Genomic DNA, 24,030 nt, shown 5'->3' with positions numbered 1-24,030 from the left:
GGACCATCCGGGGGTGGGGTACATGGCAGGATCCCGGGCAGGGGAAGCATCGACCGAGGACACCGATGTGCTGGTGGTCGGTTCCGGGTTCGGCGGTTCGGTGGCCGCCTACCGGTTGGCCGATGCCGGCAAGCAGGTGGTGTTGCTGGAGCGCGGCCGCCCCTACCCGCCGGGTTCCTTTGCCCGCACCCCGGCGCAGCTCTCCCGGGCTTTCTGGGACCCCAGCGAAGGGCTGTACGGGTTGTTCGATGCCTGGACCATGCGCGGCTTGGAAGGCCTGGTCTCCGCGGGGCTCGGCGGTGGCTCGCTGATCTACGCCAATGTGCTGTTGCGCAAGGACGAGCACTGGTTCGTGCACGATTCCCCGTTGCCCGGCGGCGGCTACGAGAACTGGGCCTTCAGCCGGGCCGACCTGGAGCCGCACTACGCCCGGGTGGAACGGATGATCGGCACCAGCCCCTACCCCTACCAGGACACCGCCAAGACGCGGGCCTTCGAGGCCGCGGCCCGAAGCGCCGGCCACCGGCCGTTCCGTCCCCCGCTGGCGGTGAGCTTCGCCGCCGATGCGCACAGCGTCCCGGCGGCCGGCCGCGAACTGGCACCGGGGCCCTACCCGAACCTGCACGGCGCCATCCGGCAGACCTGCACCCTGTGCGGCGAATGCGACCTGGGGTGCAACACGGGGGCGAAGAACACCCTGGACCATACCTACCTCTCCGCCGCGACGGCCACCGGCCGTGCCGAATTGCGCACGCTGCACGAGGTCCGGGGTTTCAAACCCGAGTCCGATGGGCGGTGGCTGGTGCGGTATGTGGTGCACGACCCGCAGCAGCCACAGCCCACCGCTGCGCTACCCGAACACCTGATCCGCTGCCGGAAGCTGGTCCTGGCGGCCGGGAGCTTCGCGACCAGTTGGCTGCTGCTGCGCAACCGGGCCAGCCTGCCGGGAATCAGCCCGAGGCTCGGCACCGGGTTCTGCGGCAACGGGGACCTGCTCGGACTGGCGTTGAACGCCACCGAGAACCGGCACGGCGAGCGCGTCCCGCGGTCACTGGACGCCGGGCACGGCCCGGTGATCACCACGACTATCCGTGGCGCCGATACGGCGGACGGGACACCGGGTGCCGGGCGCGGGTTCTACCTGCAGGATGCCGGCTATCCCGGGTTCGTCAACTGGCTGATGGAGGCGAGCCAGGTTCGCTCCGCGCTGCCGCGTGTCGCCCGGCTCTCGGCACGGCTGATCGGCAACAGGCTGTTCATGGGGCACCGCAGCAATATTTCCGCGGACCTGGCCGCGGCGTTGGGGCCGGGGGTGTTCTCGGATACCTCCCTGCCGCTGCTGGGCATGGGGCGCGATGTGCCCGATGGGAGGATGTTCCTGCGCCGGGGACGGCTGGCCGTCGACTGGACCGTGGCCAGTTCCGAGGACTACTTCAACCGGGTGCGTGAGGCGATGACGGGGTTGGCCGGGCAGCTCGGTGCCGATTTCCAGGACAACCCGCTGTGGTGGGCCAAGCGCGTGATCACCGTGCATCCGCTGGGAGGCGCCCCGATCGGTGCCACATCAGACCAGGGGGTGTGCGATCCGTTCAACCAGGTGTTCGGGCTACCCGGATTGTATGTGGTGGACGGGGCGGCGATGCCAGGACCGGTGGGGGCCAATCCGGCATTGACCATCGCGGCGCTCTCGGACCGGGCCTGTGATCGGATGCTTGAGTGCTGGGACTCCGATGCGTCCCGGGTACACCCTAGCCCGCATCCCGGCCCCGACCCCGACGTTGACCTCGACCCCAAATTGGATCCGGGGCCGTCGCCGGCAACCGAGGCCACCGAGGCCACCGCCTCGAGCCTGTCCGAGCGCCGTGGGTTCCCCGGGCACCGCGAACCTACCGGGGCGCGCCCGGCAGTCTCGGACTCGCCACGGACCGTGGCCTTCACCGAGCAGATGAAGGGGTATTTCACCCTCGGGGTAGGTGATCCGGTACGGGCCGTGCAGGTGGCACGGTTGCGTGATCAGCGGATGATGTTCGAGCTGGTTATCGATACCGGTCCGCTGGAGCGGTTCCTGTCCGATCCCGCGCATCCGGGTACGGCCAGCGGCTTCGTGGATGCCGACCAGCTCGGTGGGCGCGTCGAGGTCGAACGTGGCTGGTTCAACCTGTTTGTCCCGGTCAGCGCCCGGCGCCGGTTGATGCTCTACCGCCTGCAGCTGACCAGTCCCGGAGGTCGGGAGCTGACCCTGGTGGGCTACAAGGACATCCACAACGACCCCGGACTGGATCCCTGGGCGGACACCACCACCTTGTATGTGCAGGTCCTTGACGGTTTCATCACCCCGCTGCAGCAGATGGCCGGTCCCGGCACCGGGTTGTTGCCCGCGGACGATGCCCGCGTGCTGGGTGCCGGGGTACTGCGGATCCGGCCGTTGGACTTCGCCCACCAGCTGACCACATTCAGAACCACCGGCCCCCGATCGGCCGCATCATTGGCCGACTTCGGCAGGCTGTTCCTCGGCTCGCTCTACCGCAGCTACCTGCGGCCTGGCCTCGCGAAGGTGGAGCCATGAGCCGGGCCGCGGGTGCCGAACCCGGTCTGCTGCTTGAACAACTCGCGCACCATGAGCGGCGGCTGGGTTTTAAACCCCAACCGGCGGTGCGGTGGCTGTCCCCGCCGCAGCTGATCCGTACCGGACTGCAGGCCCTGGCAGCCCATACCATCGCCGGCTACCTGGATAACCGCGAGACCCAGGCCGCCCTGCCGCAAGGGCTGCTGGACCTGGCCGGAGAGGAACCGCAGTCCCGCTGGATCGACTACGTGGCGGATTTGGGTGACGGTTTCGATGCAACCTACACCATTGCCTCGCTGCTGGCCCAACCCCGGCTGGCCGTGCGGGGCCCGGGACAGCCGGCCACCGTCCTGCCGCAACCGTTGCCACGGGGCAGCCTGCTGGTCATGGGCGGGGACCAGGTGTATCCCAGCGCCTCCAGCCGGGCCTACGAGGACCGGCTGATCGGCCCCTACCGGGCCGCGTGCGGGAGCGACCCGCCGACCGGGGCCCGGCTCCTGGCGTTGCCGGGCAACCACGACTGGTACGACGGGTTGGGTTCCTTCCTGCGTGTCTTCGGCCAGAACGCCAACATCGGACATTGGCAGACCTGGCAGTCCCGCGGCTACTTTGCCGCGCGGCTGGCCCGCTTCGGCCCGATGCGCGCCAACAGCTGGTGGCTGATCGGGTTGGACAGCGAACTGGGCAGCTACATCGACCGGCCGCAACTGGAGTACTTCGAGCGCGAGGTCAGCTCCCAGTTGCGCCCCGGTGACGCGCTGATCGTGTGCACCGCCACCCCCACCTGGGCGGCCACTGCCGGGGCTCCGGCACCGGATCCCGAGGCGAACAACTCGCTGCACTACTTCGAGAACCACTACCTGCTCAGGCGCCACACCGCCGACGGGACGGGTACCGAGCCGACCGGGGCGCGGATCCGGTTGCGGCTCAGCGGGGACAAGCACCACTACTGCCGGTACGTCGAACAGCATCCGGGCGCGCGTCCCGATGACCCGAGGGCCGAGCAGCTGGTCACCTGCGGGTTGGGCGGGGCCTATCTGATGGCTACCGACCAGCTGGCCGGGCAGCTCATCCTCCCGTCGCCCGAATCCCGGCTCCCCCACCCGGAGGCGGGCCGCATCGGCTACCGCCTGGCCGGAGCCCGTTTCCCCGACGCCCCGCAGGCCCGGAAACGCTACCTGCAGCTGCTGGCCCTGCCCGGCAGGTACGGGTTGCTGCGCCGCAACCCGTGGTTCGGGTTCGCCCTGGGCAGCGTGCACCTGGCGCTGTTCATCCTGCTCACCACGGTGCTTTCGGTGCTCACCGGGGATTCGCTGATCGAGCTGATCGGTTCCGGACGCGCCGGTGATGCCCTGTGGCTGCTGGGGTACTTCTACCTGCTGCCGATGCTGTTGCTGGGGGTGCTGCCGCGCTTCGGGCTGCTACCCCTGCCACGTCGCGGTCCCCCGACCGCGCCACCCAGGGACCCCCAGCCGATGCTGTTGCTTGCCGGGCAGCTGCTCGTTTCCGCCGCACTGTTCCTGCTGGTGCTGGCCCAACCCGTCACCCACCCGTTGCCCGATCGTGTGGAGGCGCTGGTGCTGGCCGTCACCATTTGGACCCTGGGCTACCTGGCCGGCTCGCTGGTCTTCGCCGCGCAGCTGGTGCTCGCCACCCCCGGCGAGGTCGGCAAGCTGAAGATGACCGGGCTGGCCTACGAGGGCGGCAAGGGCTTCATCCGGATTCGCTTGGACCCGGATGGCACCCTGACCCTCTATCCGCTGCTCACCGAGCAGGTCGTCCACCGCTGGGAGCTGGAGGAACTGCCTGGCACGCTGGTGGGAAGCCCCGGCTCGGTGCGCCCGGTTCCGGCCACTTCGCTGCCGGTCATGCACCTGCTCGAAGCGCCCGTCGTGATCAGCCCCGAGGGCTTCGCGGCACCGGAGGGGGCATGATGGACACCGAGATCATCCCCTTTCCCGCCGATGACGGTCTGCCGCTGAACCTGGTGCACGTCACCGGCCCGGGTCCGGCACCACGTGGCCCGGTGCTGCTGGTGCACGGGGCCGGGGTGCGGGCCGAACTGTTCCGTCCCCCGCTGCCGCGCACCCTGGTGGACGCGTTGCTGGAGGCCGGCTGGGATGTGTGGATGCTGAACTGGCGGGCCTCGATCGACCTGGAGCCGGTGCCCTGGACCCTGGATGAGGCAGCGGTCTTCGACCACCCGGCGGCGGTGCGAACCGTGCTGGCCGCCACCGGGGCCAGCGACCTGGTGGCCTTCGTCCACTGCCAGGGATCCACGTCCTTCACGATGGCGGCCGTGGCCGGTCTGCTGCCGCAGGTGCGCACCATCGTGAGCAATTCGGTGTCGTTGCATGTGCGCCTGCCGCCGGCCTCGCAGCTGAAGATCACCCGGCTGCTCCCGCTGCTTGGCGGATACACCGCAGCCCTGTCCCCGCGTTGGGGCTACAAGTCCGACGGCTACTTCTCACGCACCGTACGCGCCGCGGTACGCCTGACACACCGCGAATGCGACAACACGGTGTGCCGCCTGGTGAGTTTCACCTACGGGGCAGGCCGCCCGGCATTGTGGTCCCATGCCCAGCTGGATACGGCCACCCACGACTGGCTGGCCGGTGAATTCGGCGGCGCCCCGCTCAGCTTCTTCCGGCAGATGGCCCGCTGCGCGAGAACCGGATACCTGGTGCCCACCGGCACCCTGGAGCAGCTGCCGCGAAACCTGGTGGATCACCCTCCGGCCACCGAGGCCCGCTTCGTGCTGCTCTCCGGAACCGAGAACCGGTGTTTCCTGCCGGCCAGCCAGCAGCTCAGCCACCGGTTCCTGGACCACCACCGTCCGGGATACGACGCATTGCACCTGCTGCCCGGCTACGGGCACCTGGATGTGATCTTCGGGAAGAACGCCTGGAAAGACACCTACCCGCTCATCCTCAAGGAGCTGGCATCATGAGCCTGCTGTTACCCCCGCTGCGCGCCGCGCTGAACCTGCTTCCCCCGGCCCTGCCTCCCCGGCAGCGCCGGTTGACCGGGCAACATGCCACCGTCGACGGCATCAACTACGTGCTACCGGTGAACTCCGAGCCGTCCCCGGTGTTGATGACCGCATTCCCGGTCGATGCCAGGGCCGCCGCCCAGCTGCTGCCCAGCCCGGAGCTGCACCCGCTGCGGCTACCCGGGGGCAAATCGGTGCTGGTGGTCACCGTGATCAACTACCTGGCCACCGACATCGGCGCCTATATCGAGTTCTCGCTGGCCCTGGCGGTGACCCGCGGCCCCCGTCCGGCGCCGGCGCTGCTGCCGATGTTGCTGCAGAAGAGGCTGAACATGGGCCAGTACGTCATCGACCTTCCGGTCAGCACCGAAATCTCGGTCAAGGGCGGCAAGGGCATCTGGGGCATGCCCAAGCACCAGGCCAGCCTGGACTTCCTGGTCGACCGGGAGAGGATCTCCAGCGCCTACGAGATCAACGGGGTCAAGGGCGCTCTGGTGGACATCGACCGGCCGGCGGCCACGGCATTGCCGTTGAAGGTCGCGGCGGTGAACTACTGCAGTTTCCGTGGCATGCTGTACAAGTCCTCGATCTACTTCCAGGGCACCGCCGACGTATCCATCGGGCGTCGGGCCAGGGCACGGCTGGAGTTCGGGGACCTACCCCAGGTCGCGGCGCTGGCGCGGCTGGACTTCGAGGAACAGCCGCTGTTCACCTTGTACATCCCGGATTCCCACGGGGTGCTCGACGACCATTTCGAGGCGTGGTTCCAGTACGGGCCGGACGCGGCACCCCGCGGCGGTGACGGCCTGGAGTCGGTGGTGGACCTGGGGTTGGGCGAGGAATGGCCCGACCCGCCCCGACGTGAACGCAGCGTACGGCCATGACCACCGCCGTAGCCTGGGTGGCACTGGCCGTGGCCGTGGTCAACGCCTTCGGGGCATCGTTCTACATGGGCCTGATGCTGGTGCTGCGTTTCGTGTTGGGCACCGCGTTCCGCTCGCTGGATCCACACACCCTGCCGGTCTTCTTCAGCCAGCCGATCATCGGGGCCACGCGCTTCCTCAAGCGCATGTTCACCGTGTACTTCCTGTGTGCCCTGGCACTGCTCTGGTTCGGCTGGCCCGACCCCGCGGCGACCGGTTTCGCCGCCCTGTGCGTTCTGAGCTACGGCTACCTGGCCGTGTGGTTCATCTGGAAGATGCAGCCGGTCAACGACGAACTGATTTCCGGAACCGTCACCGATCCCGATGAGCTCGCACGGAAGGTGGACACCTGGATCTCGCTGAACCGGGTGCGGGTGGTGACCACCGTCATCTACTGGCTGGCCGCCATGGGATTCCTCGTCGCGGCCCACGACCTATGGGAGATACTGCCATGACAAACCGCGTGAAACAGGCTGCCGGGACACCGCCACACCGGCTACGGACATTCTCTGCCGGGATCGGGGCGGCGACCGTAGTCACCGGGGCCACCCAGGCCGCGGTCCCCGGCACGATGTTGCGTCTTGTCGGGGCGCAGGATTCGCCGGGAACCCGCCATCTGTTCGCCACCGTGGGCATGTTCATGGTGGTGGTCGGCGGTGCGCTGGCCCACGCCGCCTCCGCCCGCCGGGGGCCGCGCATCGTGTTGTTCTGGGCGATGCTCCAGAAGCTGGGGGCGGTAGCCGCGGTGGGCCTGGGCGTGCACCGCGGGGTCTTCGCCCGCCGGGCGCTGCTGGTGGCCGCCTTCGACCTCGTTTCCGCCGGGATTCTGGCCGCGCACCTGGCCAGCCGGTTGCTGGAAAGGCCCACCGGGAAGGCTCCCGGGGCATGAAACGCTCGCTGGTGCTCGCCGGGGGCGGCATGCGTGTAGCCTGGCAGGCCGGGGTGCTCAAGGCGCTGGAAGAGGTGGGCCTGGACTTCGACCATGTGGACGGAACCTCCGGGGGCATCCTGACCACCGCAATGTACCTCAGCGGGCAGGATGCCGATGAGATGATACGGCGTTGGACCCGGGTCAACGTGCGGGACTTCTCCGCAGCGCTTGCCCCCCGCCAGTACCTGCGCGGCCCTTGGAACCTGCCGGGGCTCAGCAGCCTGGCCGGGCTGACCGGCAAGCTCTTCCCGGCCATGGGTGTGGATATCGGCGCCATCAGGAACAACGCCACCCCGGGCACCTTCAACGTCGCCAATTTCACCGAAAAGCGCAGTATCGCGTTGCCGCACACCGCCGTCGATGCCGAACTGCTGGCCGCGGGCATGGCGCTGCCGGGCTTCATGGTGCCCTTGCACCGGGACGGGGCCACCTGGACCGATGCCGCCTGGATCCGCGATGCGAACATCACCGCCGCCCTGGAGCACGGGGCCGAGGAAATCTGGTTGATCTGGTGCGTGGGCAATTCCGCCTACTGGGGCGATGGGCCCCTGGAACAGTACGTGCACATGATCGAGATGAGCGCCACCGGCGGCCTGCTGGCCGATTTCGAACAAGCCCGCGCCGCCGGGAAGGACTTCATCCTGCACGTGGTCAAGCCGGAGCACCCGCTGCCCTTGGACCCGGTGTTCTATCTTGGGCGGATCAGCTCCTCCACGCTGATCTCCATGGGCTACCGGGACGCGGTCGCCTACCTTGAGGCGTGCACCCCGGACGGTGTACCGGCGGACTACACCTGCACAGCCATGACCGATGGACCGGTTGGCGTCAGCTGGAACGAGCAGCTGTCCGGGCGCTGGTTCGGGGTGCGGCTGACCGTGTGGCTGCCGCTGGATGAGGCAGAGCCCGGAACCGTCACCGGGTTCCTCACCGGGCGGCGAGGGAAGCCTCCGGTGCCCTTGGCCGCCGGATGCGTGGTGCGCACCTGCACCAGCTGGGAATACCGGGCGCGGGCCAGGGTCGATGGCCGCTGGGTTCCGCTGGTCATCCGCCGCGAGATCCCCGCCCAGGGGTCGATCTTCGACCAGCTCCCGCGGGCCGCGGCGGAGCTCGGCACCCGACGCGCGACGTTGCGCATGGGGCTGCGTGGACGGATCCGCATGGTCATCTCGCTGGAACCGTTCGGCGCGCATGGGGTCCGGCAGCGGATCTTCGCCGTCCGGGACACCCTGAGGATGCTGCGCTCCAAGAGCGGCTGAAATCCGGGATCCAACGGGTGGCCTTCAGCCCTCCGCGAGTCCCAGCGCATGGCTGAGCATACGCTGGGGCTGGCTTCAAAGTCCACGGCGCCAAGGCGGTGGGCGTAGATGACCGTGCCGATGGCTTCGTGCAGGCATTCGACCGGCCAGCAGCGTTTCTGCCGCGGGTCTCCGCCTGACCCTGCAGGAAGGCAGCCTCAAGTTCAAGGCTCCCAAGCCGTTGTTGGTTGGCCAGCCGGACCAGGTCGGTGGATGGTGCGCGGCAGTCGAAACGGCCGAAGTCGATGACCTTCAGGTTTCCGCGATCGCTCAACCAGTTGCGTGACTGCCGGTCGCCATGGGTGGTTGGTACCAGCAGGCCCGGTTGCGGCTGGTAGGCCCTGAGGACGTCGTAGGCCCGGCGTTCGTTCCCCGGGTCGATCCGGTGTTCCTGTCCCAGTCGTTGGAAGCTCACTGCCAGCAGCATCGACTCGTTCCCTGCGTCGAGCCGAGGTGTTCCCTGGTGCAGGATTCGCAGGGCGCGCCCGGCCTGCCGGTGGAATTCCGGGTCCAGTTCCCGCGTGGTGTGCTCGCTCAGGCGCCCGGGCAGGTAGTCGAGGATCATCAGCCTGGCCCGGGAATCGGAGAAACGCAGCGCGGCTCCGGCGCCTTTCAGGATGTAGTCGGCTCCCGGGGTGCGCAGTTGCCGGACCAGGGTATCGGTCTCATGCCAGGAGAGGTCGGCGGCCAGGGAGCAGCCCGGCAGCCAGCGTTCGACCACGTCCAGTGGCGCGGGTCCAGGAACTGCTCAAGGCGGAGTTCTCGACTCGTCATATCGCACGTCACTGCTTTCACCGTGGCAGGGCTGGTTGGCGGGCCCGGCGCACCTGGGCTGGTATTCGGTGCCCGCCAATTCTTGCACCATTAAATCCGTGAGACCCAAGGCCGGGGCCTTGGGTCTCACGGTGTTCCGGTGATGCGGAACTACCTGGGGTTCACGTCGATCAATGATCGAAGCGGGTTCCTTAGTTGGCGGCTGCGATCTGGCGCAGCACGTACTGCAGGATGCCACCGTTGCGGTAGTAGTCCGCTTCACCCGGGGTGTCGATGCGCAGGTCGGCATCGAACTCGGTGACCTTGCCGTCTTCGGCGGTGGCGGTCACCTTCAGGGTCTTCGGGGTGGTGCCGTTGTTCAGCTCGGTCACACCGCTGATCGAGAAGACCTCGGTACCGGTCAGACCCAGCGAATCGGCGGATTCGCCCTGCGGGAACTGCAGTGGCAGCACGCCCATGCCGATCAGGTTCGAGCGGTGGATGCGCTCGAAGGACTCGGTGATCACGGCCTTGACACCCAGCAGTGCGGTGCCCTTGGCTGCCCAGTCACGCGAGGAACCCGAACCGTATTCCTTGCCGCCCAGAACCACCAGCGGGGTGCCGGCGGTCTTGTAGTTCTCCGCGGCGTCGTACACGTACGACTGCGGGGCACCGTCCTGGGTGAAGTCGCGGGTGAAACCGCCCTCGACACCGTCCAGCAGCTGGTTCTTGATGCGGATGTTGGCGAAGGTACCGCGGATCATGACCTCGTGGTTGCCACGGCGCGAGCCGTAGGAGTTGAAGTCCTTGCGGTCCACACCGTTCTCGATGAGGTAGCGTCCAGCCGGGGTATCGGACTTGAACGAACCGGCAGGCGAGATGTGGTCGGTGGTGACCGAATCGCCCAGCTTCAGCAGCACGCGGGCGCCGTCGATGTCGCTGACCGCATCCGGGGTGGCCTTCATGCCCTCGAAGTACGGGGGCTTGCGCACGTAGGTCGAGGTTTCGGCCCACTCGAAGGTGTTGCCCGCCGGGGTTTCCAGCGCCTTCCAGCGGTCGTCGCCCTCGAAGACACCCTCGTAGCCCTTGGCGAACATCGCCTCGTCGATCGAGGAGTCGATGATCTCCTGGACCTCGGTCGGCGATGGCCAGATGTCCTTCAGGAAGATCTCGTTGCCGGCCTCGTCGATGCCCAGCGAGTCGGTTTCGAAGTCGAAGTCCATGGTACCGGCCAGGGCGTAGGCGATGACCAGTGGCGGGGAAGCCAGGTAGTTCATCTTCACGTCCGGGTTGATACGGCCTTCGAAGTTGCGGTTACCGGAGAGCACCGCGGTGGCGGCCAGGTCGTTGGCCTGGATGGCCTCGGAGATCTCGGCATCCAGCGGACCGGAGTTACCGATGCAGGTGGCGCAGCCGTAGCCGACGACGAAGAAGCCCAGCTCCTCCAGGTACGGCAGCAGGCCGGACTTCTCGTAGTACTCGGTGACGACCTTCGAGCCCGGGGCCACGGAGGTCTTGACCCATGGCTTGGACTTCAGGCCCTTCTTGGCGGCATTGCGGGCCAGCACGGCGGCGGCCAGCATCACCGAAGGGTTGGAGGTGTTGGTGCACGAGGTGATCGATGCGATCGATACCAGGCCGTGGTCCAGGGTGAAGCTGGTGCCGTCTTCCTTGGAGACCTCGACGGCGACCGACGGGCGGCCGGCGTTCTGGGTGTCGTTGGCGTCGGAGACGTAGTTGTGGATGTCCTTGCGGAACTGTTCCTTGGCGCTGGAGAGCTCGATGCGGTCCTGTGGGCGCTTCGGGCCGGCAATCGAGGGAACCACGGTGGACAGATCCAACTCGAGGTACTCGCTGAAGCGGATCTCGCGGTTCGGATCGTGCCACATGCCCTGTTCCTTGGCGTAGGCCTCGACCAGGTCGATGTTCTCCTGGCTGCGGCCGGTCAGGCGCAGGTAGTCCAGGGTGACCTCGTCGATCGGGAACATCGCGGCGGTCGAACCGAATTCCGGGGACATGTTGCCGATGGTTGCACGGTTGGCCAGCGGCACCGCGGCCACGCCTTCACCGTAGAACTCGACGAACTTGCCCACCACACCGTGCTTGCGCAGCATTTCGGTGATGGTCAGCACCACGTCGGTGGCGGTTGCGCCGGCCGGGATCGAGCCCGCCAGCTTGAAACCGACAACACGTGGGATCAGCATGGAGACCGGCTGGCCGAGCATTGCGGCCTCGGCCTCGATGCCGCCAACACCCCAGCCCAGCACACCCATGCCGTTGACCATGGTGGTGTGCGAGTCGGTACCCACGCAGGTGTCCGGGTAGGCGCGGAGCACGCCGTCCACCTCACGGGTCATCACGGTGCGGGCCAGGTACTCGATGTTGACCTGGTGCACGATGCCGGTGCCCGGGGGGACGACCTTGAAGTCGTCGAACGCGGTCTGGCCCCAGCGCAGGAACTGGTAACGCTCGCCGTTGCGCTGGTACTCGATCTCCATATTGCGCTCAACCGCACCGGCGAAGCCGAAGGTGTCGATCTGCACCGAGTGGTCGATGACCATCTCGGCCGGTGCCAGCGGGTTCACGCGGGTCGGGTCGCCGCCCAGGTCCTTGACGGCCTCACGCATGGTGGCCAGGTCAACAACGCAGGGAACGCCGGTGAAGTCCTGCATGATCACACGGGCCGGGGTGAACTGGATCTCGGTGTTCGGCTGGGCGTCCTGGTCCCACTGGCCCAGGGCGTTGACGTGGTCCTTGGTGATATTGGCGCCATCTTCGGTGCGCAACAGGTTCTCCAGCAGAACCTTCAAGCTGTAGGGAAGGCTTTCGGAACCCTCCACCTTGTTCAGTCGGTAAATTTCATACTCGGCTCCATTGACGTTCAATACGCCCTTGGCACCGAAGCTGTCCACATTGCTCACTGGGACTCCTCTCGCCAGACTTCATCTTGATGCACGCGCACACATTCATTCCAGTTAGGAATCCCTAACTGAGATCGTCATGCTTGTTCCGCGGCAGAGCTAGCTTCAGTCTAGCGTCTCAGCGGGATTTTTCCCTGCCGGACGGACCAAATCACGTTAAATTCGATGCGAAACGGCGAAAAGTGACATTTAGCGGCGGACAAACACGCCGATCGACTCCATATGGTGGGTATGCGGGTATAAATCGTGAACTTCGATGTGCCGTAATTCGTACCCGCGGGAGGTCAACCGCGCGGCATCCCGGGCAAAGGACGCCGGGTCGCAGGAGACATAGCAGATCCGCGGGACGGCGCTGGCGGCCAGTTCGGCGGCCACCGATTTGTCGATGCCGGCGCGTGGCGGGTCCAGGACCACCGCGTCGAGCCGTTCGCGTGCCACCGAGCGCAGCACCCGTTCCACCCGTCCGCGGATCACCCGCGCCTGCTGGAACTGGCGCAGGTTCTTCTTCGCATCACGATGGGTTCCCGGGGCCCCCTCGATGCTGAACACCATGCCCCGGTCCCCGACGGCCTGGGCCAGATGCGCGGAGAACAGACCCGCCCCGGCGTACAGGTCCGCGATCCGTTCCCCGTCGGTCGGCTCGCACAGCGCCAGTACGCGTTCGCTGAGCAGCGTGGCCGCCTGCCGGTGGATTTGCCAGAATCCCTCGCCGGTGATGCGGTAGTCGTGGCCGAGCACCCGTTCACCCAGCCAGGTCCGTCCGCGTTCCCGACGCAGTTCGCCTTGTCCATCGGCGGCGGCTCCCACGCCCTGGGAGAAGGCGGCGATACTGACCGTGGCGGGCAGCTGCGCGGCAACCCGGGCCGCGGCCCCCGGTTCCCGTTCGGCCAGCAGCACCAGCACGTCCTGCCGCCCGTCGCCGGAGACCGCCACCTCCACCCGGTCGATGCCGTGGTAGCTGGCCGCGTAGATCCCGCTGGCCTCGATCCCCCGGTGGGCCAGGGGCATCGCATCCAGCGTGGTGAGTCGGTGGCTGCGGTGGGCGCTCATGGCCAGCCGTCCGGCGGCATTCACCGTGTAGGCCATCCTGGTGCGCCAGTGCAACCCGTCGGTTTCACCCGGAGCCGGCTGCACCCCGGTGAAACCGGCGTCGGCCGCATCCAGCGACCCCAGGCGCCGCAACTGTTCGATGACGATTGCGGATTTCAGCTCCCGTTGGTGTGCCAGGGTGATGTGCCCGAATTCGGCGCCGCCCACCGGGTCCGCTCCGGCCAGCGCATTGGCCGGTTCCCAGAAGTGTGCGACCCGGTGGTCGCTGGGTTCGATGACCTCGGTGACATCGGCACGCCAGAAGGCGGCCTGCGGATCATCCTCGGTCAGCCGGGCCTTCACCAGTTCCCCGGGGATCGCATGGCGCACGAAGATCACCCGTCCCTCGTGACGGGCCACGCAGTGGCCCCCGTGGGCGATCGGGCCGATACGCAGTTCCAGGGTGTTGCTCGGGGGCATGAATGTTCCTTCGACGTGGTGAGAGTCTCGTGCTAGTGGGCGGAGGATTCCTCGGTGGTGCCGGCGGTCGTGCTCAGCAGCCGCCACGGTACCGAGGCGACCACCACCCCGGGCTCATGGTGCAACCGGTTCTTCACCCGCAACGCGGTCTGGTTGTGCACCAGTTGCTCCCACCAGTGGCCCACCACGTACTCGGGGATGTAGACCACCACCAGGTCGCGCGGGGATTCGCGGCGGATCGAGCGGATATGGTCGATCAGCGGATCGGCGATGGTCCGGTACGGCGAGGCCAGTACCGTGATCGGCACCGGAATTCCCAGCCGCTGCCAATCGGCAACGGTTCGTTCGGTCTTGGCCGATTCCACATCGACCATGATCGCCTCAAGCTTAGATGGTCGCGAGGCCCGGGCAAAGGCGATGGCCCGCAGCACCGGTTTACGCACCGTGGACACCAGCACCAGCGCGTGCACGCGGGAGGGCAGGGCCGCGGCTTCCTGGTCCTCGCCAACGGCCAGTTCACGGTCGACCTGCCGGTAGTGGCGGCTCAACGACTCCATGACGGCCATCAGCAGCACAATGCCCACCACGGCCAGCCAGGCACCGTGGGTGAAGCGCGTGACCAGCACCACGAGCAGCACCAGTGCCGAGAGCACCAGGCCCACCAGGTTCAGCAGGCGTTTGCGTTGCACCGAGGCGCGGGCCGTCCGGCCGGTGACCTGCACCAGCAACCGCGACCAGTGCCTGAGCATGCCGGCCTGGCTGAGCGTGAAGGAGACGAACACGCCCAACACGTACAACTGGATCAGGATGGTGACATCCCCGTCGAACGCGAAGATCACCGCGATCGCCGCCAGGCCCAGGGACAGGATCCCGTTGGAGAAGCCCAGCCGGTCGCCACGGGTGCGCAACTGGCGCGGCAGGTAACCGTCCCCGGCCAGGTGGCTGGCCAGGTTGGGGAAGGAATTGAAGGCGTGGTTGCCGGCCATCAGCAGCACCCCTACGGTCAGTACCGCCACCACCACCAGCCCGAGCCCGTAACCTCCGAACACCGCCTCGGCCAGCTGGGTGAGCACCGGAGCCTGGACGTAGTCCGCGCCCACCGCCTGGCCGTCGAGCAGCAGGCTGGCCTGCGGGTCGCTGACCACCTTGACCCCGGTGGCCCGGGCGAGCAACAGCGTGCCGAAGGTCAGCACGCCGGAAAGCAGGCCGATGGCCAGCAGGATACGCCCGGCGTTGCGGGCCCGCGGCTTGCTCAGCGTGTGCACATTGGAAATCGGCACCTCGATGCCGGTCAGCGCCGCCGAACCGGTGGAGAAGGCGCGCAGGATCAGCAGCGCCCCGGCCAGGCCCTGCAGTCCGGTGGCGAATTCCTGTTCCGGGCGGATTTCGAAGGCGGCGCTCGGCGCCTGCCCGAGTGAACCGGTCAGCGCCAGTACCGCGCCGACCGCGATCATCGCCAGCATCCCGCCGACAAACAGGTAGACCGGGATGGCCAGGGCCCAACGCCCCTTGCCGCGCCCGCGCAGGTTGCCGATGACCAGCACCGCCACGATCAGCGAGGCGATCACCGCCCGGGAATCGTTTAACGCCGGAAAGACCGCGGCCACGTAGTGCGCGGCGGAGGTACTGGAAACCGCCACGGTGAGCACGAAGTCCACCAGCAGGGCCGCGGCGACGGCGGTCCCGGATCTCGGCCCCAGGTTGGTGCGCACGATGTCGTAGTCCCCGCCGCCGGACGGATAGGCCGCCACCGACTGCCGGTAGGAGAAGACCAGCACCAGCAGGACCGCCAGCACCGCCAGCCCCACCAGCGGGGAGAGCAAGGTCGCCGCGACCCCGGCCATCGCCAGGGTCAGCAGGATTTCATCCGGCGCGTAGGCCAGCGAGGACAGGGCGCTGGAGGAGAAGATCGGCAGGGCGATCTTCGGCGGCAGCGGCTTGCGTTTCAACCGTTCGGTACGGAAGGGCCGCCCCACCAGGATCCGTTTGAGACCGTCGAACAAAGCAGGCACGCTCCCACGGTATAACAGCGCAGCGATCAGGCAGTAGTGACGCGGCGTGTGAAGTTTGCCGGGGCAAAACGTGGCACACTGTTTGCGTGCCGCAATTCGAGGATTGGCACGCACGGCGTAAGGAGTTTGGTGATGGCCCACTTCGTAATCATGGGCTGCGGTCGGGTGGGGGTGAGCCTGGCCCATACCCTGGACGGCTCGGGACATTCGGTCAGCGTGATCGACCAGGACGAACGGGCCTTCAACGCGTTGGGTGAACATTTCGGCGGGCAGAAGGTGACCGGGGTCGGATTCGATCGCGACACCCTTCAGGCCGCGCGCATCGAGCAGGCCTACGCCTTCGCCGCGGTCTCCAGCGGCGACAACTCCAATATCCTGGCCACCCGGGTGGCCCGCGAAACCTACAATGTTCAGCACGTGGTGGCCCGCATCTACGACCCGGGCCGGGCCGAGATCTACCAGCGGCTGGGAATCCCGACGGTCGCCGCGGTGCGTTGGAGCGCGGACCAGGTGCTGCGCCGGATCCTTCCGGAACATTCGATGCGCGGGGATTTCCGCGAATCCTCCGGCCGGCTGATGCTGACCGAGGTGGCCCTGCATTCGGCCTGGTACGGCCACCGGGTCAAGTCCCTGGAGCAGGCCGCCGGGATCCGCATCGCCTACCTGACCCGTTTCGGGGAAGGGATCATCCCGCAGGGCGATTCCCGTTTGCAGGGCGGGGACCTGGTGCACGCCATGATCCCCGTGGACCAGGTCAACGAGGTGGAAAAGATCCTGGCCGGGGCACCGAAACCGGCTGGCGAGCAGGAGGGGAACTTTCCGCGATGAAGGTCATGATTGCCGGAGCCGGCTCCGTGGGTTCGTCCATCGCCCGCGAGTTGCTGGGCAACGGGCACCAGGTGCTGGTCATCGACCGCAATGTCCGGCCCGAGGGCGATGCGATGTTGGCCCGGGCCGATTGGATCAGCGCCGATGCCTGCGAGCTGAGCACGCTGCAACGCGCCGGCCTGGAGGATTTCGACGTGGTGGTTTCGGCCACCGGCGACGACAAGGCGAACCTGGTGATCTCGCTGCTGGCCAAGAGCGAGTTCGGGATCCGGCGCACCGTGGGTCGGGTGAACAGCCCGAAAAACGAGTGGCTGTTCGACGATGCCTGGGGTGTGGATGTGGCAGTGAGCACTCCACGGCTGATGACCGCCCTGGTCGAGGAGGCGGTGGAGATCGGTGACCTGGTCCGGTTGCTGAGCCTGCACAGCGGAGCGGTGCACCTGATGGAGTTCACCGTGCCGCATGATTCGGCGCTCATCGGACGCACCATGGGACGGGTCCCCTGGCCTGCGGACACCACCATGGTCTCGGTGATCCGCGACAAGGCGCCGTTCCCGCCCAGCCGGGATGACGTGATCGAAGGCGGGGATGAGTTGTTTTTCCTCACCACCGAGGCCTCCCACGGGCGGTTGCGCGAGGTCTTACGCGAAACAGCGCGTTAGGGCCCCTGTACCCGGTCGGCCGACGGGGCGGCCGGACGTGAAATCATCCAGGCGAACCAGAGCCCCGCGGCGTAGAGCGGCACACCCATCACCAGCCGGCTGATACCCAGGGCCACCACCTGGTCGGTGAAATACAGCGGCAATTGCACCGCGAGGCGGGCGGCGAAGACCCCGACAAGGATCCAGGTGGCAACGTTGTAGCGTTTCAGCCTGGCGGCATCCTTGCGCCATTCGGTACCTTCCTGGCGCAGGAAACCGTAGAGCACCCCCACGAGCGGCCACTTGATCATGATGGAGACCAGCAGGGCCAGCAGGTAGGCGGCGACGATGAAGAACCCGGGGACATAGTAGTCCTTCGCCTCACCGGTGCTGCGTGCCGCGAAGGCGCAGATCAGGATGCCCACCAGGCCGCTGATCGATTGGGTGAGCGTCGAGCGTTTGGCCAGCCGCAACACCATGAACACCACGCCCACCACCACGGCCGCGATCAGGGCGGTATCCAGTTCTCCGGTGAGCGCGAACAGCAGCACAAACAGGAAACCGGGCAGGACGGTTTCGATGACCCCGCGCAGCCCGCCGATGCTGGCCATCACGTCGATCTGGCCGCTGGCGGTCTTGCTCAGGTGTGTGGACGAGCCCAGGCGTTCGGCCAGCGACGGCTCCGGCTCCCGGTCGCTGTGCTGGTCCTCGGGCTCTGGGTTGTGCTTCATGTTCCTCGTCTCGGCAGGCATCGGCGGGTTTACGGTTCAGTCGCGGCGGGAAGGATCAGGTACCGGGGGTTGTGGACGGTGGGGATGCGGTCGACCTGGCTGAGCATCCCCGAGTAGCGGATACGCACCCCGGGCTTGATACCCGGCACCTGCCTCTGCCCCATGAACAACAACCGCACATGCGGTATGGTTGCCCGCCGGGCACCGGGAGCGGAAAAACCGTCAACCACGGTGGCCAGCAGCCTGGGCTGCTCCCCCGCCGGCCCGTGGGTGACCGACTGGACGTAGCCGGTGTGTTCCACCCGGCCATGCGACGGCAACCGCTCCAGGTTCTCCAACGTGATCACCGGTGGGCCGGTGACCGGTTCGGCAACCCAGTGGTCAGGTTCCGCGTTCTTGCGCATACCCTTCCCCTTCCCCCAGGTGGATCGGGTTAGCCGATCTGGGTGATCTCCGGGCCTCGCTCGGGCCGTTGCACGGATGGTGCACCGGCAACCGGTTCGGCGCGGGTGGTGGCGTTCGACGGGACGTTCAGCGGCAGCAGTTCCTGCGGCGGCAATGGTTTCTCTCCGCGGTTCACCACCACACCGCGAACCAGTTCATCAACGATGCCGGCCGCCTGCTCATTGCTGATGGCTGCCCCGCCAATGACCACGCGCAGGAACCAGCGTGGACCGTCCACCCCGATGAAGCGCAGTGCAACGTGTCCGGCCCGCCCATCGGGCAATTGCTGTGGCACCTTGGCCAGCAGTTCCTTGCCCAGTTCACCCTCGCGGGTGAACAGTTCCCCCTTCTGCTTGCTGATGTCCTCGGCGATCTTGTTGCTGATCCCCGGCCAGAGTTCCTGGCTCTTGGAGCGGGCGAACGCCTGCAACTGAATCCGGGATTCGGCCACTTCCAGTGACAGGGAGATCACGCGCTTGGTTTTCTCCTCGACGTCCATCCGCACCTTCAACCCGGTCATCGGCTTGATCAGCAGCGAACCGAAATTCAGGTAGTCGTCGGGATTCTCGATGTCCTTGATATCCCAGGGGCCGGTGGCCGGCTCCTGGGGGGCGACCTGCGGCGCATCGGCACCGGCCTGCGCCGCCTGCTGTTCCTCGTCGGCGTCCGGTTGCACCTGGTTGCGCTTCTTACGCTTAAAAATCATTTCGTCCTTAAATCGCTTGGTTACAACCAAGGGTACTTAGTTCCCCTGGAACCCGCCTGTTGATCCGAATCCACCGGCCCCGCGTACCGACTGTTCGAGCGATTCGACGACGTGGAACCGGGCATGTTCCACCTTCTGGATCACCAATTGGGCGATCCGGTCCCCGCGGTTGACGGTGAAGCTGCTATCGGTGTCGGTGTTGAGCAGTGTGACCATGATTTCCCCGCGGTACCCGGCGTCCACGGTACCCGGCGCATTGACCACGGTTATCCCGTGCTTGGTCGCCAGCCCACTGCGCGGATGGACCAGTCCGACATACCCGTCGGGCAGAGCCATCGCGATGCCGGTGGGAACCAGTGCGCGCTGTCCCGGGGCGAGCTCAACGGATTCACGGGCGTGCAGGTCGGCCCCGGCATCGGACGGGTGCGCGTAGCTGGGGATCGGCAGCTGCTCATCGAGCAGCAGCAGCGAGATTTCGAGGGTCGGTTCACTCATCGGTGGTGTGTCATCTCCCGGGAAAGGCTTTGGTTCTGGTTGGTGGCGCCGTTCATCCGGTGTGACCGGCCGGGCCTACCTGAATAACTCTAGCGCGTTGTCTGGGTCACCAGCGGCGGCAAGGACACAGCTTGAGCGCCTAAGCTTGGAACCATGAGTACTGCGAGCCCAGCCGAACCAACCGTGCTGTATAACGAAAAACTCTGGCCTTCGGCCGGAACCTGGATCTGGCCACTGTTGCTGGCAGCGACCGCTGGCGTGGCGTTTGCCCCGATTGCCACCGGCTGGGGGATCCTGGCCGGGGTTGTGACCCTGGTGGCGCTGTGTGTGATCATGCTGCTCAATATCCCGCGGATTACCGTGACCACGGAGAGCGTACGTGTGGGACGGGCCACCATCGAGCGCCAGTTCATCGGTGAGGTGACCGGCTATCGCGGCGACGAGGCTTTCAAGCAACGTGGCCAGAAGCTGCACGGGTTGGCTTTCATGAACCTTCGCGGCTGGCTGGATGCCGTGGTCAAGTTGGAGGTCGTCGACCCCCGTGACCAGACCCCCTACTGGCTGACCTCCACCCGCCGCCCGGAGGAACTGACCCGTGCGCTGGGTGGGCTGATGGACGAGTACCGCCAGTCCGATGAGGCCGAACTCACCGAGTCCGATGCGGGTGAATCCCGGCCCGACGAATCCAGCTAGATACCGAACCAGGAATGCTTGACGGACAACCCGTCAAGCATTCCTGTTCGGGGATTGCCTGGATCCCCTGCCGTCCGGGAAACCCCGGGGGTCAGTCCTCGCATTCGGCACAGAAGAACTGGGCACCGTCCTGGCGGGCCAGCAAGGAACGGTGACGTACCATGAAGCACGAGGCGCAGGTGAACTCGTCGGCCTGTTCGGGCATGATCTCGACGCTGACCTCGTCCTGGTTGACTTCCGCTCCGGGTAGCAGGAAGCTCTCGGCCAGTTCGGCTTCGTCCTCGTCAACCAGGGATGCCTGGGTGGCCGTCTTTCCGGCATTGAGGCCAGCCAGCTGCTTGGCGGCTTCCTCGTCCCGGGAGGTGTCGCGCGGTGCATCGTAATCGGTGGCCATCGGGGTTACGTTCTCTTTTCCTTGGGAAGGTGCAACTGCTCGTTGCGGCAGATTACACCACGGTGGGCCTGCCTGTATAACCGAACCGGTGGCCAGGAATTCCCGGTGCGGCGGCCGGAGCATGCTTTTGGCCTCAAACTGCGAGGAATGTTTCGCCACACCCCTTGCGGTGGTAGGAATTCACGTCTATGAGTGGCAAAGTTTTATTCAGGCAATAAACCGGGTGGAGGGTAGTGATGCGTCAGCTGAGACTGGTAGGGATTCATGAAAATGGTTCCAGCCTGCAGGTCAGCAGTGACGACGGGATGAGCTTCGAGCTGCCCGTCGATGATGCGCTGCGTAGCGCCATGGCAGAAATTGCCCGGGCCCGTACACCACGCAACCGTGACCAGTCCCCGGATCACTCACCGCGTGAAATCCAATCACGGGTGCGGGCCGGGGCGTCGGCCTATGATCTTTCGGTGGAATGGGATGTGCCCATTGAGCAGATCCTGAAATACGAGGGCCCGGTTTTGGCCGAACGTGCCCATATCGCGGAACTGGCCCGCAGGGTCGAGGTCTCCGGACCGCAAACCGATGCCGAATACCGTGAGGCCTTTGGTGAAGAACCCGCCGACCTGGGATCGATGGTCTCGCACCGGCTGGGCCAACTGGGTATCGATCCGGACAATGTGGAATGGGACTCGTGGAAGGATCCCGAGGGCCAGTGGATGGTCACCGCGAAATTCTCCTCGCCGCTGCATGAGAGCAATGTCGAATCCCTCTCCGAGGGCAAGCAGTCCGATGACCATGACGTAGCCAAGTGGTCCTTCCACCCGCAACGCCGGACCCTGCGGAATCTGAACCGCTGGTCCCAGACCCTGAGCGAACAGGCTCCCCCGGAGTACTTCTCCGCCATCACACCGGTGGCCGTGGAACCCGAATCCGAAGCGGACAAGGGCGACGGTTCGGGCGAATCGGCGCAGAGCGAAGAACTGGTCGAGCTGCTCAACGCACGTCGCGGACAGCGCTCGGGCAAGGACGAGGGAACCGACGAACGGCTCAACGAGATCATCGACCGCAACCTGAACAAGTTCAACCAGGACGAAGACGATGAGGGTGTGCCCCACCTGCCGCAGACCATCTCCACCCGGACCTCGCAACTGACCGTGGTCTCCCATGAGCCCGGCTCCGGTGAGGACAAGGCAGAGACCGAGGATGACGCCAACCAGCGCAAGTCCAAACGCTCGTCGGTACCCAGCTGGGACGACATCATGTTCGGCCGGCGCAAGAAGGACTAGGTCGAAAACTGCCCCTGATGGGCAAAGCTCCCCGCAGGGCGGTCAGGAAACCACTCCGCGGGGAGCTTTCCTGTCGCGGTGCGCCCCGGTTAGGTGCGATGAACCAGCAGCGGGACCAGGCGTTCGGCAGCGGTCAACGAACCATGCTGCCCCACCATCTCGAAGGCGGTGGGGGCCACTCGCCGACCATCGTAGAACGCCACCGGTTCGCACGCCAGGATCATCAGATCCCCCAGACGACCGGCGACCCCCTCACGCAGTGAGCCGAACAGGCCGTAGTCGATGGCTTCCTTCCGGGTCAGCACCCAGGCCTTGGTTCCGTAACGGCGCAGCCATGCCTCGCGGACTGCGGACCTGGTGGCGTCGCTGGTCGAGGTGGCAAAGCTGAGCTGTACGCCGCGCGGCTCGCCACTGGTCAGTTCAACACCCTCGATCAGTTCCGGTTCCCGGCTGTAGTCGAACCGCTGGGATTCGGCGACGTCGACCATCCCGTGGTCCCCGGTGATCAACACGCTGGTGCCCTCCGGAAGCCGGGAAACCATGGTCTTGATGGTGTGGTCCAGTTCCTCCAGTGTTTCACGCCAGGCATCGGAATCCACCCCCGACTTGTGTCCCGTCTTGTCCAGCTCGTTGAAGTAGGTGTACACCAGCGCCTCCCGGTGCCTGGCGAACACCTCGGTGGTGGCCCGTGAACGTGCAGCCAGCGACGTGGCTGCGACGAACTCCGGCCCGCGCAGCGCCGCCCGGGTCAACGCCGACTTGGCGAAGATCCCCAACGACACGGTCGCCACGTGCAGTCCGTGCGCGGCGATCTGTTCGAACATGGTGGAATGGGGTTGCCAGGCTTCCGGATCCAGATCCGAGGGCCATCCCCCGAGCTGGTTCACGACCCGGCGGCGTGCGGGGTCAACCACGTCGTAGCCCAGCATCCCGTGGTCTCCCGGCGGGAGGCCGGTACCCAGGGTGCTCAACGAGGTGGCGGTGGTTGACGGGAACCCCGTGGTCAGCCGCTGCGCACGGTCAAAGAGACCGCGCAGGAACGGTGCATGGGCCAGGTTGGCCTTGAGCTGGTTCCAACCCAGGCCATCGACCATCACCAGATTCACCCGGCGGGTCCGGGCCAGGTTGAGGGTGTTGCCGAACCCCGGGATGCCCAGGGCGCTTGCCGCCGACGGCAGCACCTCAGCCAAGGTGTCCCGACCGTAGCCGGGCGGTGGGGGTAACTTCGTTGCAGGGGAGGGCTGATGCTGCTCGACCACGAAGTGCGCGCTCCTAGAAATCGGTTGCCTGCCGCAGGCGGACCGCGAAGCCGCGTGCCTTGTTGACCGCGCTCTGCCCATCGGCTTCGGCGCTGACCCGGATGACCAGGTCCTCGGGCTGGGCGGTACCGGTGGCCCCATGATCGGCGTCGCATTCCGGGTCCCCGCAACCTGCTGGCGCGATGTCCAGCCGGGTGGTGCCGTTCCAGGACAGGCCGAAGGTCAACTCGCGTACCTCTTCACCGGTACGGTAATGCTGGGGCTGGTGGAAGACGTAGCTGGTAGCCACCGAGGCGATGCGCTTGAGCGCGATCATTTCGGTGGATACCTGCGCCACGATCTCGCTACCGTGCTCATCGAGCTGCTGGTCGTCGACGTGGATGATGAACAGTGCCGAGTCGCTCAACACCAGCACGGTGATGTGGCGGTGGACTTCGGTGCGGTCGAAATGCGTTTCCAGGTGGACATAGTGGTCCAGCACCGGACGGGCGAACATCGCTTCGGCGAGTACGTCCTGGATCATCTGCGGATAGAAGCCTGCACGGATCAAGTCCTGCTGCAGGTCTGCAGCTGCGGTCGTCGGATACGATGGAGAGCTCATGGTTTAAGTTTACCCAGTTACCCCGACCATTACCTATGCGGATCTTCGGGCGGTGC

Annotated in this window: 22 protein-coding genes; 11 read left to right on the top strand and 11 right to left on the bottom strand. The window is 66.5% G+C overall.

What is annotated here, in order from left to right; genetic code table 11:
• Window positions 1-22: 22 nt before the first annotated feature.
• From OK351_RS03025 to OK351_RS02995, 7 genes are read left to right on the top strand one after another with little or no spacing between them, the layout of a single operon-like run.
• The gene (locus OK351_RS03025; RefSeq protein ID WP_265155881.1) at window positions 23-2,566 is read left to right on the top strand and encodes an FAD-dependent oxidoreductase; all 2,544 of its coding nucleotides are present in this window, start codon (window positions 23-25) and stop codon (window positions 2,564-2,566) included.
• On the top strand, window positions 2,563-4,500 hold the full coding sequence (locus OK351_RS03020) for a hypothetical protein (RefSeq protein ID WP_265155880.1): 1,938 nt from the start codon (window positions 2,563-2,565) through the stop codon (window positions 4,498-4,500). The genes OK351_RS03025 and OK351_RS03020 overlap by 4 nt, the downstream gene beginning before the upstream one ends.
• On the top strand, window positions 4,497-5,516 hold the full coding sequence (locus OK351_RS03015; protein ID WP_265155879.1) for an alpha/beta hydrolase: 1,020 nt from the start codon (window positions 4,497-4,499) through the stop codon (window positions 5,514-5,516). The genes OK351_RS03020 and OK351_RS03015 overlap by 4 nt, the downstream gene beginning before the upstream one ends.
• Complete coding sequence (locus tag OK351_RS03010) at window positions 5,513-6,442, top strand: acetoacetate decarboxylase family protein (RefSeq protein WP_265155878.1); 930 nt, start codon at window positions 5,513-5,515, stop codon at window positions 6,440-6,442. The genes OK351_RS03015 and OK351_RS03010 overlap by 4 nt, the downstream gene beginning before the upstream one ends.
• Window positions 6,439-6,936 carry a DUF1772 domain-containing protein gene (locus tag OK351_RS03005; RefSeq protein WP_265155877.1) on the top strand — a complete coding sequence of 166 codons (498 nt, stop codon included), beginning with the start codon at window positions 6,439-6,441 and terminating at the stop codon, window positions 6,934-6,936. Before OK351_RS03010 ends, OK351_RS03005 begins: the two co-directional genes overlap by 4 nt.
• Entirely contained in the window at window positions 6,933-7,370 is a 438-nt protein-coding gene (locus OK351_RS03000; protein ID WP_265155876.1) for a hypothetical protein, read from the top strand. The genes OK351_RS03005 and OK351_RS03000 overlap by 4 nt, the downstream gene beginning before the upstream one ends.
• Window positions 7,367-8,668 carry a patatin-like phospholipase family protein gene (locus OK351_RS02995; protein ID WP_265155875.1) on the top strand — a complete coding sequence of 434 codons (1,302 nt, stop codon included), beginning with the start codon at window positions 7,367-7,369 and terminating at the stop codon, window positions 8,666-8,668. The genes OK351_RS03000 and OK351_RS02995 overlap by 4 nt, the downstream gene beginning before the upstream one ends.
• On the opposite strand, the gene OK351_RS02990 is transcribed toward OK351_RS02995, so the two are convergent.
• The 4 genes from OK351_RS02990 to OK351_RS02975 form a co-directional block, all read right to left on the bottom strand.
• Window positions 8,574-9,428, bottom strand: coding sequence for a phosphotransferase (locus OK351_RS02990; RefSeq protein WP_265155874.1), 855 nt, complete (start codon window positions 9,426-9,428; stop codon window positions 8,574-8,576). The genes OK351_RS02995 and OK351_RS02990 overlap by 95 nt on opposite strands.
• Window positions 9,429-9,672: 244 nt before the next feature.
• On the bottom strand, window positions 9,673-12,381 hold the full coding sequence (gene acnA / locus OK351_RS02985) for an aconitate hydratase AcnA (protein ID WP_265155873.1): 2,709 nt from the start codon (window positions 12,379-12,381) through the stop codon (window positions 9,673-9,675).
• A 189-nt stretch (window positions 12,382-12,570) separates the two neighbouring features.
• Window positions 12,571-13,890 carry a class I SAM-dependent RNA methyltransferase gene (locus OK351_RS02980; RefSeq protein WP_265155872.1) on the bottom strand — a complete coding sequence of 440 codons (1,320 nt, stop codon included), beginning with the start codon at window positions 13,888-13,890 and terminating at the stop codon, window positions 12,571-12,573.
• Between the two features lie 32 nt (window positions 13,891-13,922).
• Window positions 13,923-15,902: an APC family permease gene (locus tag OK351_RS02975; RefSeq protein ID WP_265155870.1), complete on the bottom strand. Its 1,980-nt coding sequence runs from the start codon at window positions 15,900-15,902 to the stop codon at window positions 13,923-13,925.
• Window positions 15,903-16,034: 132 nt separating this feature from the next.
• Here OK351_RS02975 and OK351_RS02970 point away from each other — a divergent pair, with 132 nt between their 5' ends.
• Window positions 16,035-16,730, top strand: a complete 696-nt coding sequence (locus OK351_RS02970; RefSeq protein ID WP_265155869.1) for a potassium channel family protein — start codon at window positions 16,035-16,037, stop codon at window positions 16,728-16,730.
• On the top strand, window positions 16,727-17,392 hold the full coding sequence (locus tag OK351_RS02965) for a potassium channel family protein (protein WP_265155868.1): 666 nt from the start codon (window positions 16,727-16,729) through the stop codon (window positions 17,390-17,392). Before OK351_RS02970 ends, OK351_RS02965 begins: the two co-directional genes overlap by 4 nt.
• Here OK351_RS02965 and OK351_RS02960 read toward each other — a convergent pair.
• The 4 genes from OK351_RS02960 to dut are packed head-to-tail and all read right to left on the bottom strand — an operon-like array spanning window position 17,389 to window position 19,747.
• A complete protein-coding gene (locus tag OK351_RS02960; RefSeq protein WP_265155867.1) occupies window positions 17,389-18,102 on the bottom strand; it encodes a DUF3159 domain-containing protein in 714 nt (237 codons plus the stop codon). The genes OK351_RS02965 and OK351_RS02960 overlap by 4 nt on opposite strands.
• Before the next feature lie 29 nt (window positions 18,103-18,131).
• Window positions 18,132-18,506 (bottom strand): hypothetical protein, encoded by a 375-nt coding sequence (locus OK351_RS02955; protein WP_265155866.1) that lies wholly within the window; start codon window positions 18,504-18,506, stop codon window positions 18,132-18,134.
• A 29-nt stretch (window positions 18,507-18,535) separates the two neighbouring features.
• The gene (locus OK351_RS02950; RefSeq protein WP_265155865.1) at window positions 18,536-19,252 is read right to left on the bottom strand and encodes a DUF3710 domain-containing protein; all 717 of its coding nucleotides are present in this window, start codon (window positions 19,250-19,252) and stop codon (window positions 18,536-18,538) included.
• Between the two features lie 36 nt (window positions 19,253-19,288).
• Window positions 19,289-19,747: a dUTP diphosphatase gene (dut, locus tag OK351_RS02945; protein ID WP_265155864.1), complete on the bottom strand. Its 459-nt coding sequence runs from the start codon at window positions 19,745-19,747 to the stop codon at window positions 19,289-19,291.
• Window positions 19,748-19,900: 153 nt separating this feature from the next.
• On the opposite strand from dut, the gene OK351_RS02940 reads away from it, so the two are divergent.
• Window positions 19,901-20,440, top strand: coding sequence for a DUF3093 domain-containing protein (locus OK351_RS02940; protein ID WP_265155863.1), 540 nt, complete (start codon window positions 19,901-19,903; stop codon window positions 20,438-20,440).
• Window positions 20,441-20,531: 91 nt separating this feature from the next.
• Here the strand turns inward: OK351_RS02940 and OK351_RS02935 are convergent, their stop codons facing one another.
• Complete coding sequence (locus OK351_RS02935) at window positions 20,532-20,834, bottom strand: DUF4193 domain-containing protein (RefSeq protein ID WP_265155862.1); 303 nt, start codon at window positions 20,832-20,834, stop codon at window positions 20,532-20,534.
• Between the two features lie 236 nt (window positions 20,835-21,070).
• Here OK351_RS02935 and sepH point away from each other — a divergent pair, with 236 nt between their 5' ends.
• The gene (sepH, locus tag OK351_RS02930; protein ID WP_265155861.1) at window positions 21,071-22,114 is read left to right on the top strand and encodes a septation protein SepH; all 1,044 of its coding nucleotides are present in this window, start codon (window positions 21,071-21,073) and stop codon (window positions 22,112-22,114) included.
• Window positions 22,115-22,203: 89 nt separating this feature from the next.
• On the opposite strand, the gene OK351_RS02925 is transcribed toward sepH, so the two are convergent.
• Together OK351_RS02925 and OK351_RS02920 are read right to left on the bottom strand one after the other, a co-directional pair.
• Entirely contained in the window at window positions 22,204-23,373 is a 1,170-nt protein-coding gene (locus OK351_RS02925) for an alkaline phosphatase family protein (protein ID WP_265155860.1), read from the bottom strand.
• A gap of 13 nt (window positions 23,374-23,386) precedes the next feature.
• Window positions 23,387-23,974 carry a DUF5998 family protein gene (locus OK351_RS02920; protein ID WP_265155859.1) on the bottom strand — a complete coding sequence of 196 codons (588 nt, stop codon included), beginning with the start codon at window positions 23,972-23,974 and terminating at the stop codon, window positions 23,387-23,389.
• Between the last annotated feature and the right edge of the window lie 56 nt (window positions 23,975-24,030).

The organism is Glutamicibacter sp. MNS18 (assembly GCF_026107515.2).
Classification (GTDB): Bacteria; Actinomycetota; Actinomycetes; order Actinomycetales; family Micrococcaceae; genus Glutamicibacter.
The sequence above is the reverse complement of the archived record's forward strand: the minus strand, read 5'-3'. Positions and strand labels throughout refer to the sequence as shown.

Excerpts from the sequence above, each read along its gene's own strand:
- OK351_RS03025 (WP_265155881.1), top strand. The coding sequence starts at position 23 with ATGGCAGGATCCCGGGCAGGGGAAGCATCGACCGAGGACACCGATGTG.
- OK351_RS03020 (WP_265155880.1), top strand. The coding sequence starts at position 2,563 with ATGAGCCGGGCCGCGGGTGCCGAACCCGGTCTGCTGCTTGAACAACTC.
- OK351_RS03015 (WP_265155879.1), top strand. The coding sequence starts at position 4,497 with ATGATGGACACCGAGATCATCCCCTTTCCCGCCGATGACGGTCTGCCG.
- OK351_RS03010 (WP_265155878.1), top strand. The coding sequence starts at position 5,513 with ATGAGCCTGCTGTTACCCCCGCTGCGCGCCGCGCTGAACCTGCTTCCC.
- OK351_RS03005 (WP_265155877.1), top strand. The coding sequence starts at position 6,439 with ATGACCACCGCCGTAGCCTGGGTGGCACTGGCCGTGGCCGTGGTCAAC.
- OK351_RS03000 (WP_265155876.1), top strand. The coding sequence starts at position 6,933 with ATGACAAACCGCGTGAAACAGGCTGCCGGGACACCGCCACACCGGCTA.
- OK351_RS02995 (WP_265155875.1), top strand. The coding sequence starts at position 7,367 with ATGAAACGCTCGCTGGTGCTCGCCGGGGGCGGCATGCGTGTAGCCTGG.
- OK351_RS02980 (WP_265155872.1), bottom strand. The coding sequence starts at position 13,890 with ATGCCCCCGAGCAACACCCTGGAACTGCGTATCGGCCCGATCGCCCAC.
- OK351_RS02970 (WP_265155869.1), top strand. The coding sequence starts at position 16,035 with ATGGCCCACTTCGTAATCATGGGCTGCGGTCGGGTGGGGGTGAGCCTG.
- OK351_RS02965 (WP_265155868.1), top strand. The coding sequence starts at position 16,727 with ATGAAGGTCATGATTGCCGGAGCCGGCTCCGTGGGTTCGTCCATCGCC.
- OK351_RS02960 (WP_265155867.1), bottom strand. The coding sequence starts at position 18,102 with ATGAAGCACAACCCAGAGCCCGAGGACCAGCACAGCGACCGGGAGCCG.
- OK351_RS02955 (WP_265155866.1), bottom strand. The coding sequence starts at position 18,506 with ATGCGCAAGAACGCGGAACCTGACCACTGGGTTGCCGAACCGGTCACC.
- OK351_RS02950 (WP_265155865.1), bottom strand. The coding sequence starts at position 19,252 with ATGATTTTTAAGCGTAAGAAGCGCAACCAGGTGCAACCGGACGCCGAC.
- dut (WP_265155864.1), bottom strand. The coding sequence starts at position 19,747 with ATGAGTGAACCGACCCTCGAAATCTCGCTGCTGCTGCTCGATGAGCAG.
- OK351_RS02940 (WP_265155863.1), top strand. The coding sequence starts at position 19,901 with ATGAGTACTGCGAGCCCAGCCGAACCAACCGTGCTGTATAACGAAAAA.
- OK351_RS02935 (WP_265155862.1), bottom strand. The coding sequence starts at position 20,834 with ATGGCCACCGATTACGATGCACCGCGCGACACCTCCCGGGACGAGGAA.
- sepH (WP_265155861.1), top strand. The coding sequence starts at position 21,071 with ATGCGTCAGCTGAGACTGGTAGGGATTCATGAAAATGGTTCCAGCCTG.
- OK351_RS02920 (WP_265155859.1), bottom strand. The coding sequence starts at position 23,974 with ATGAGCTCTCCATCGTATCCGACGACCGCAGCTGCAGACCTGCAGCAG.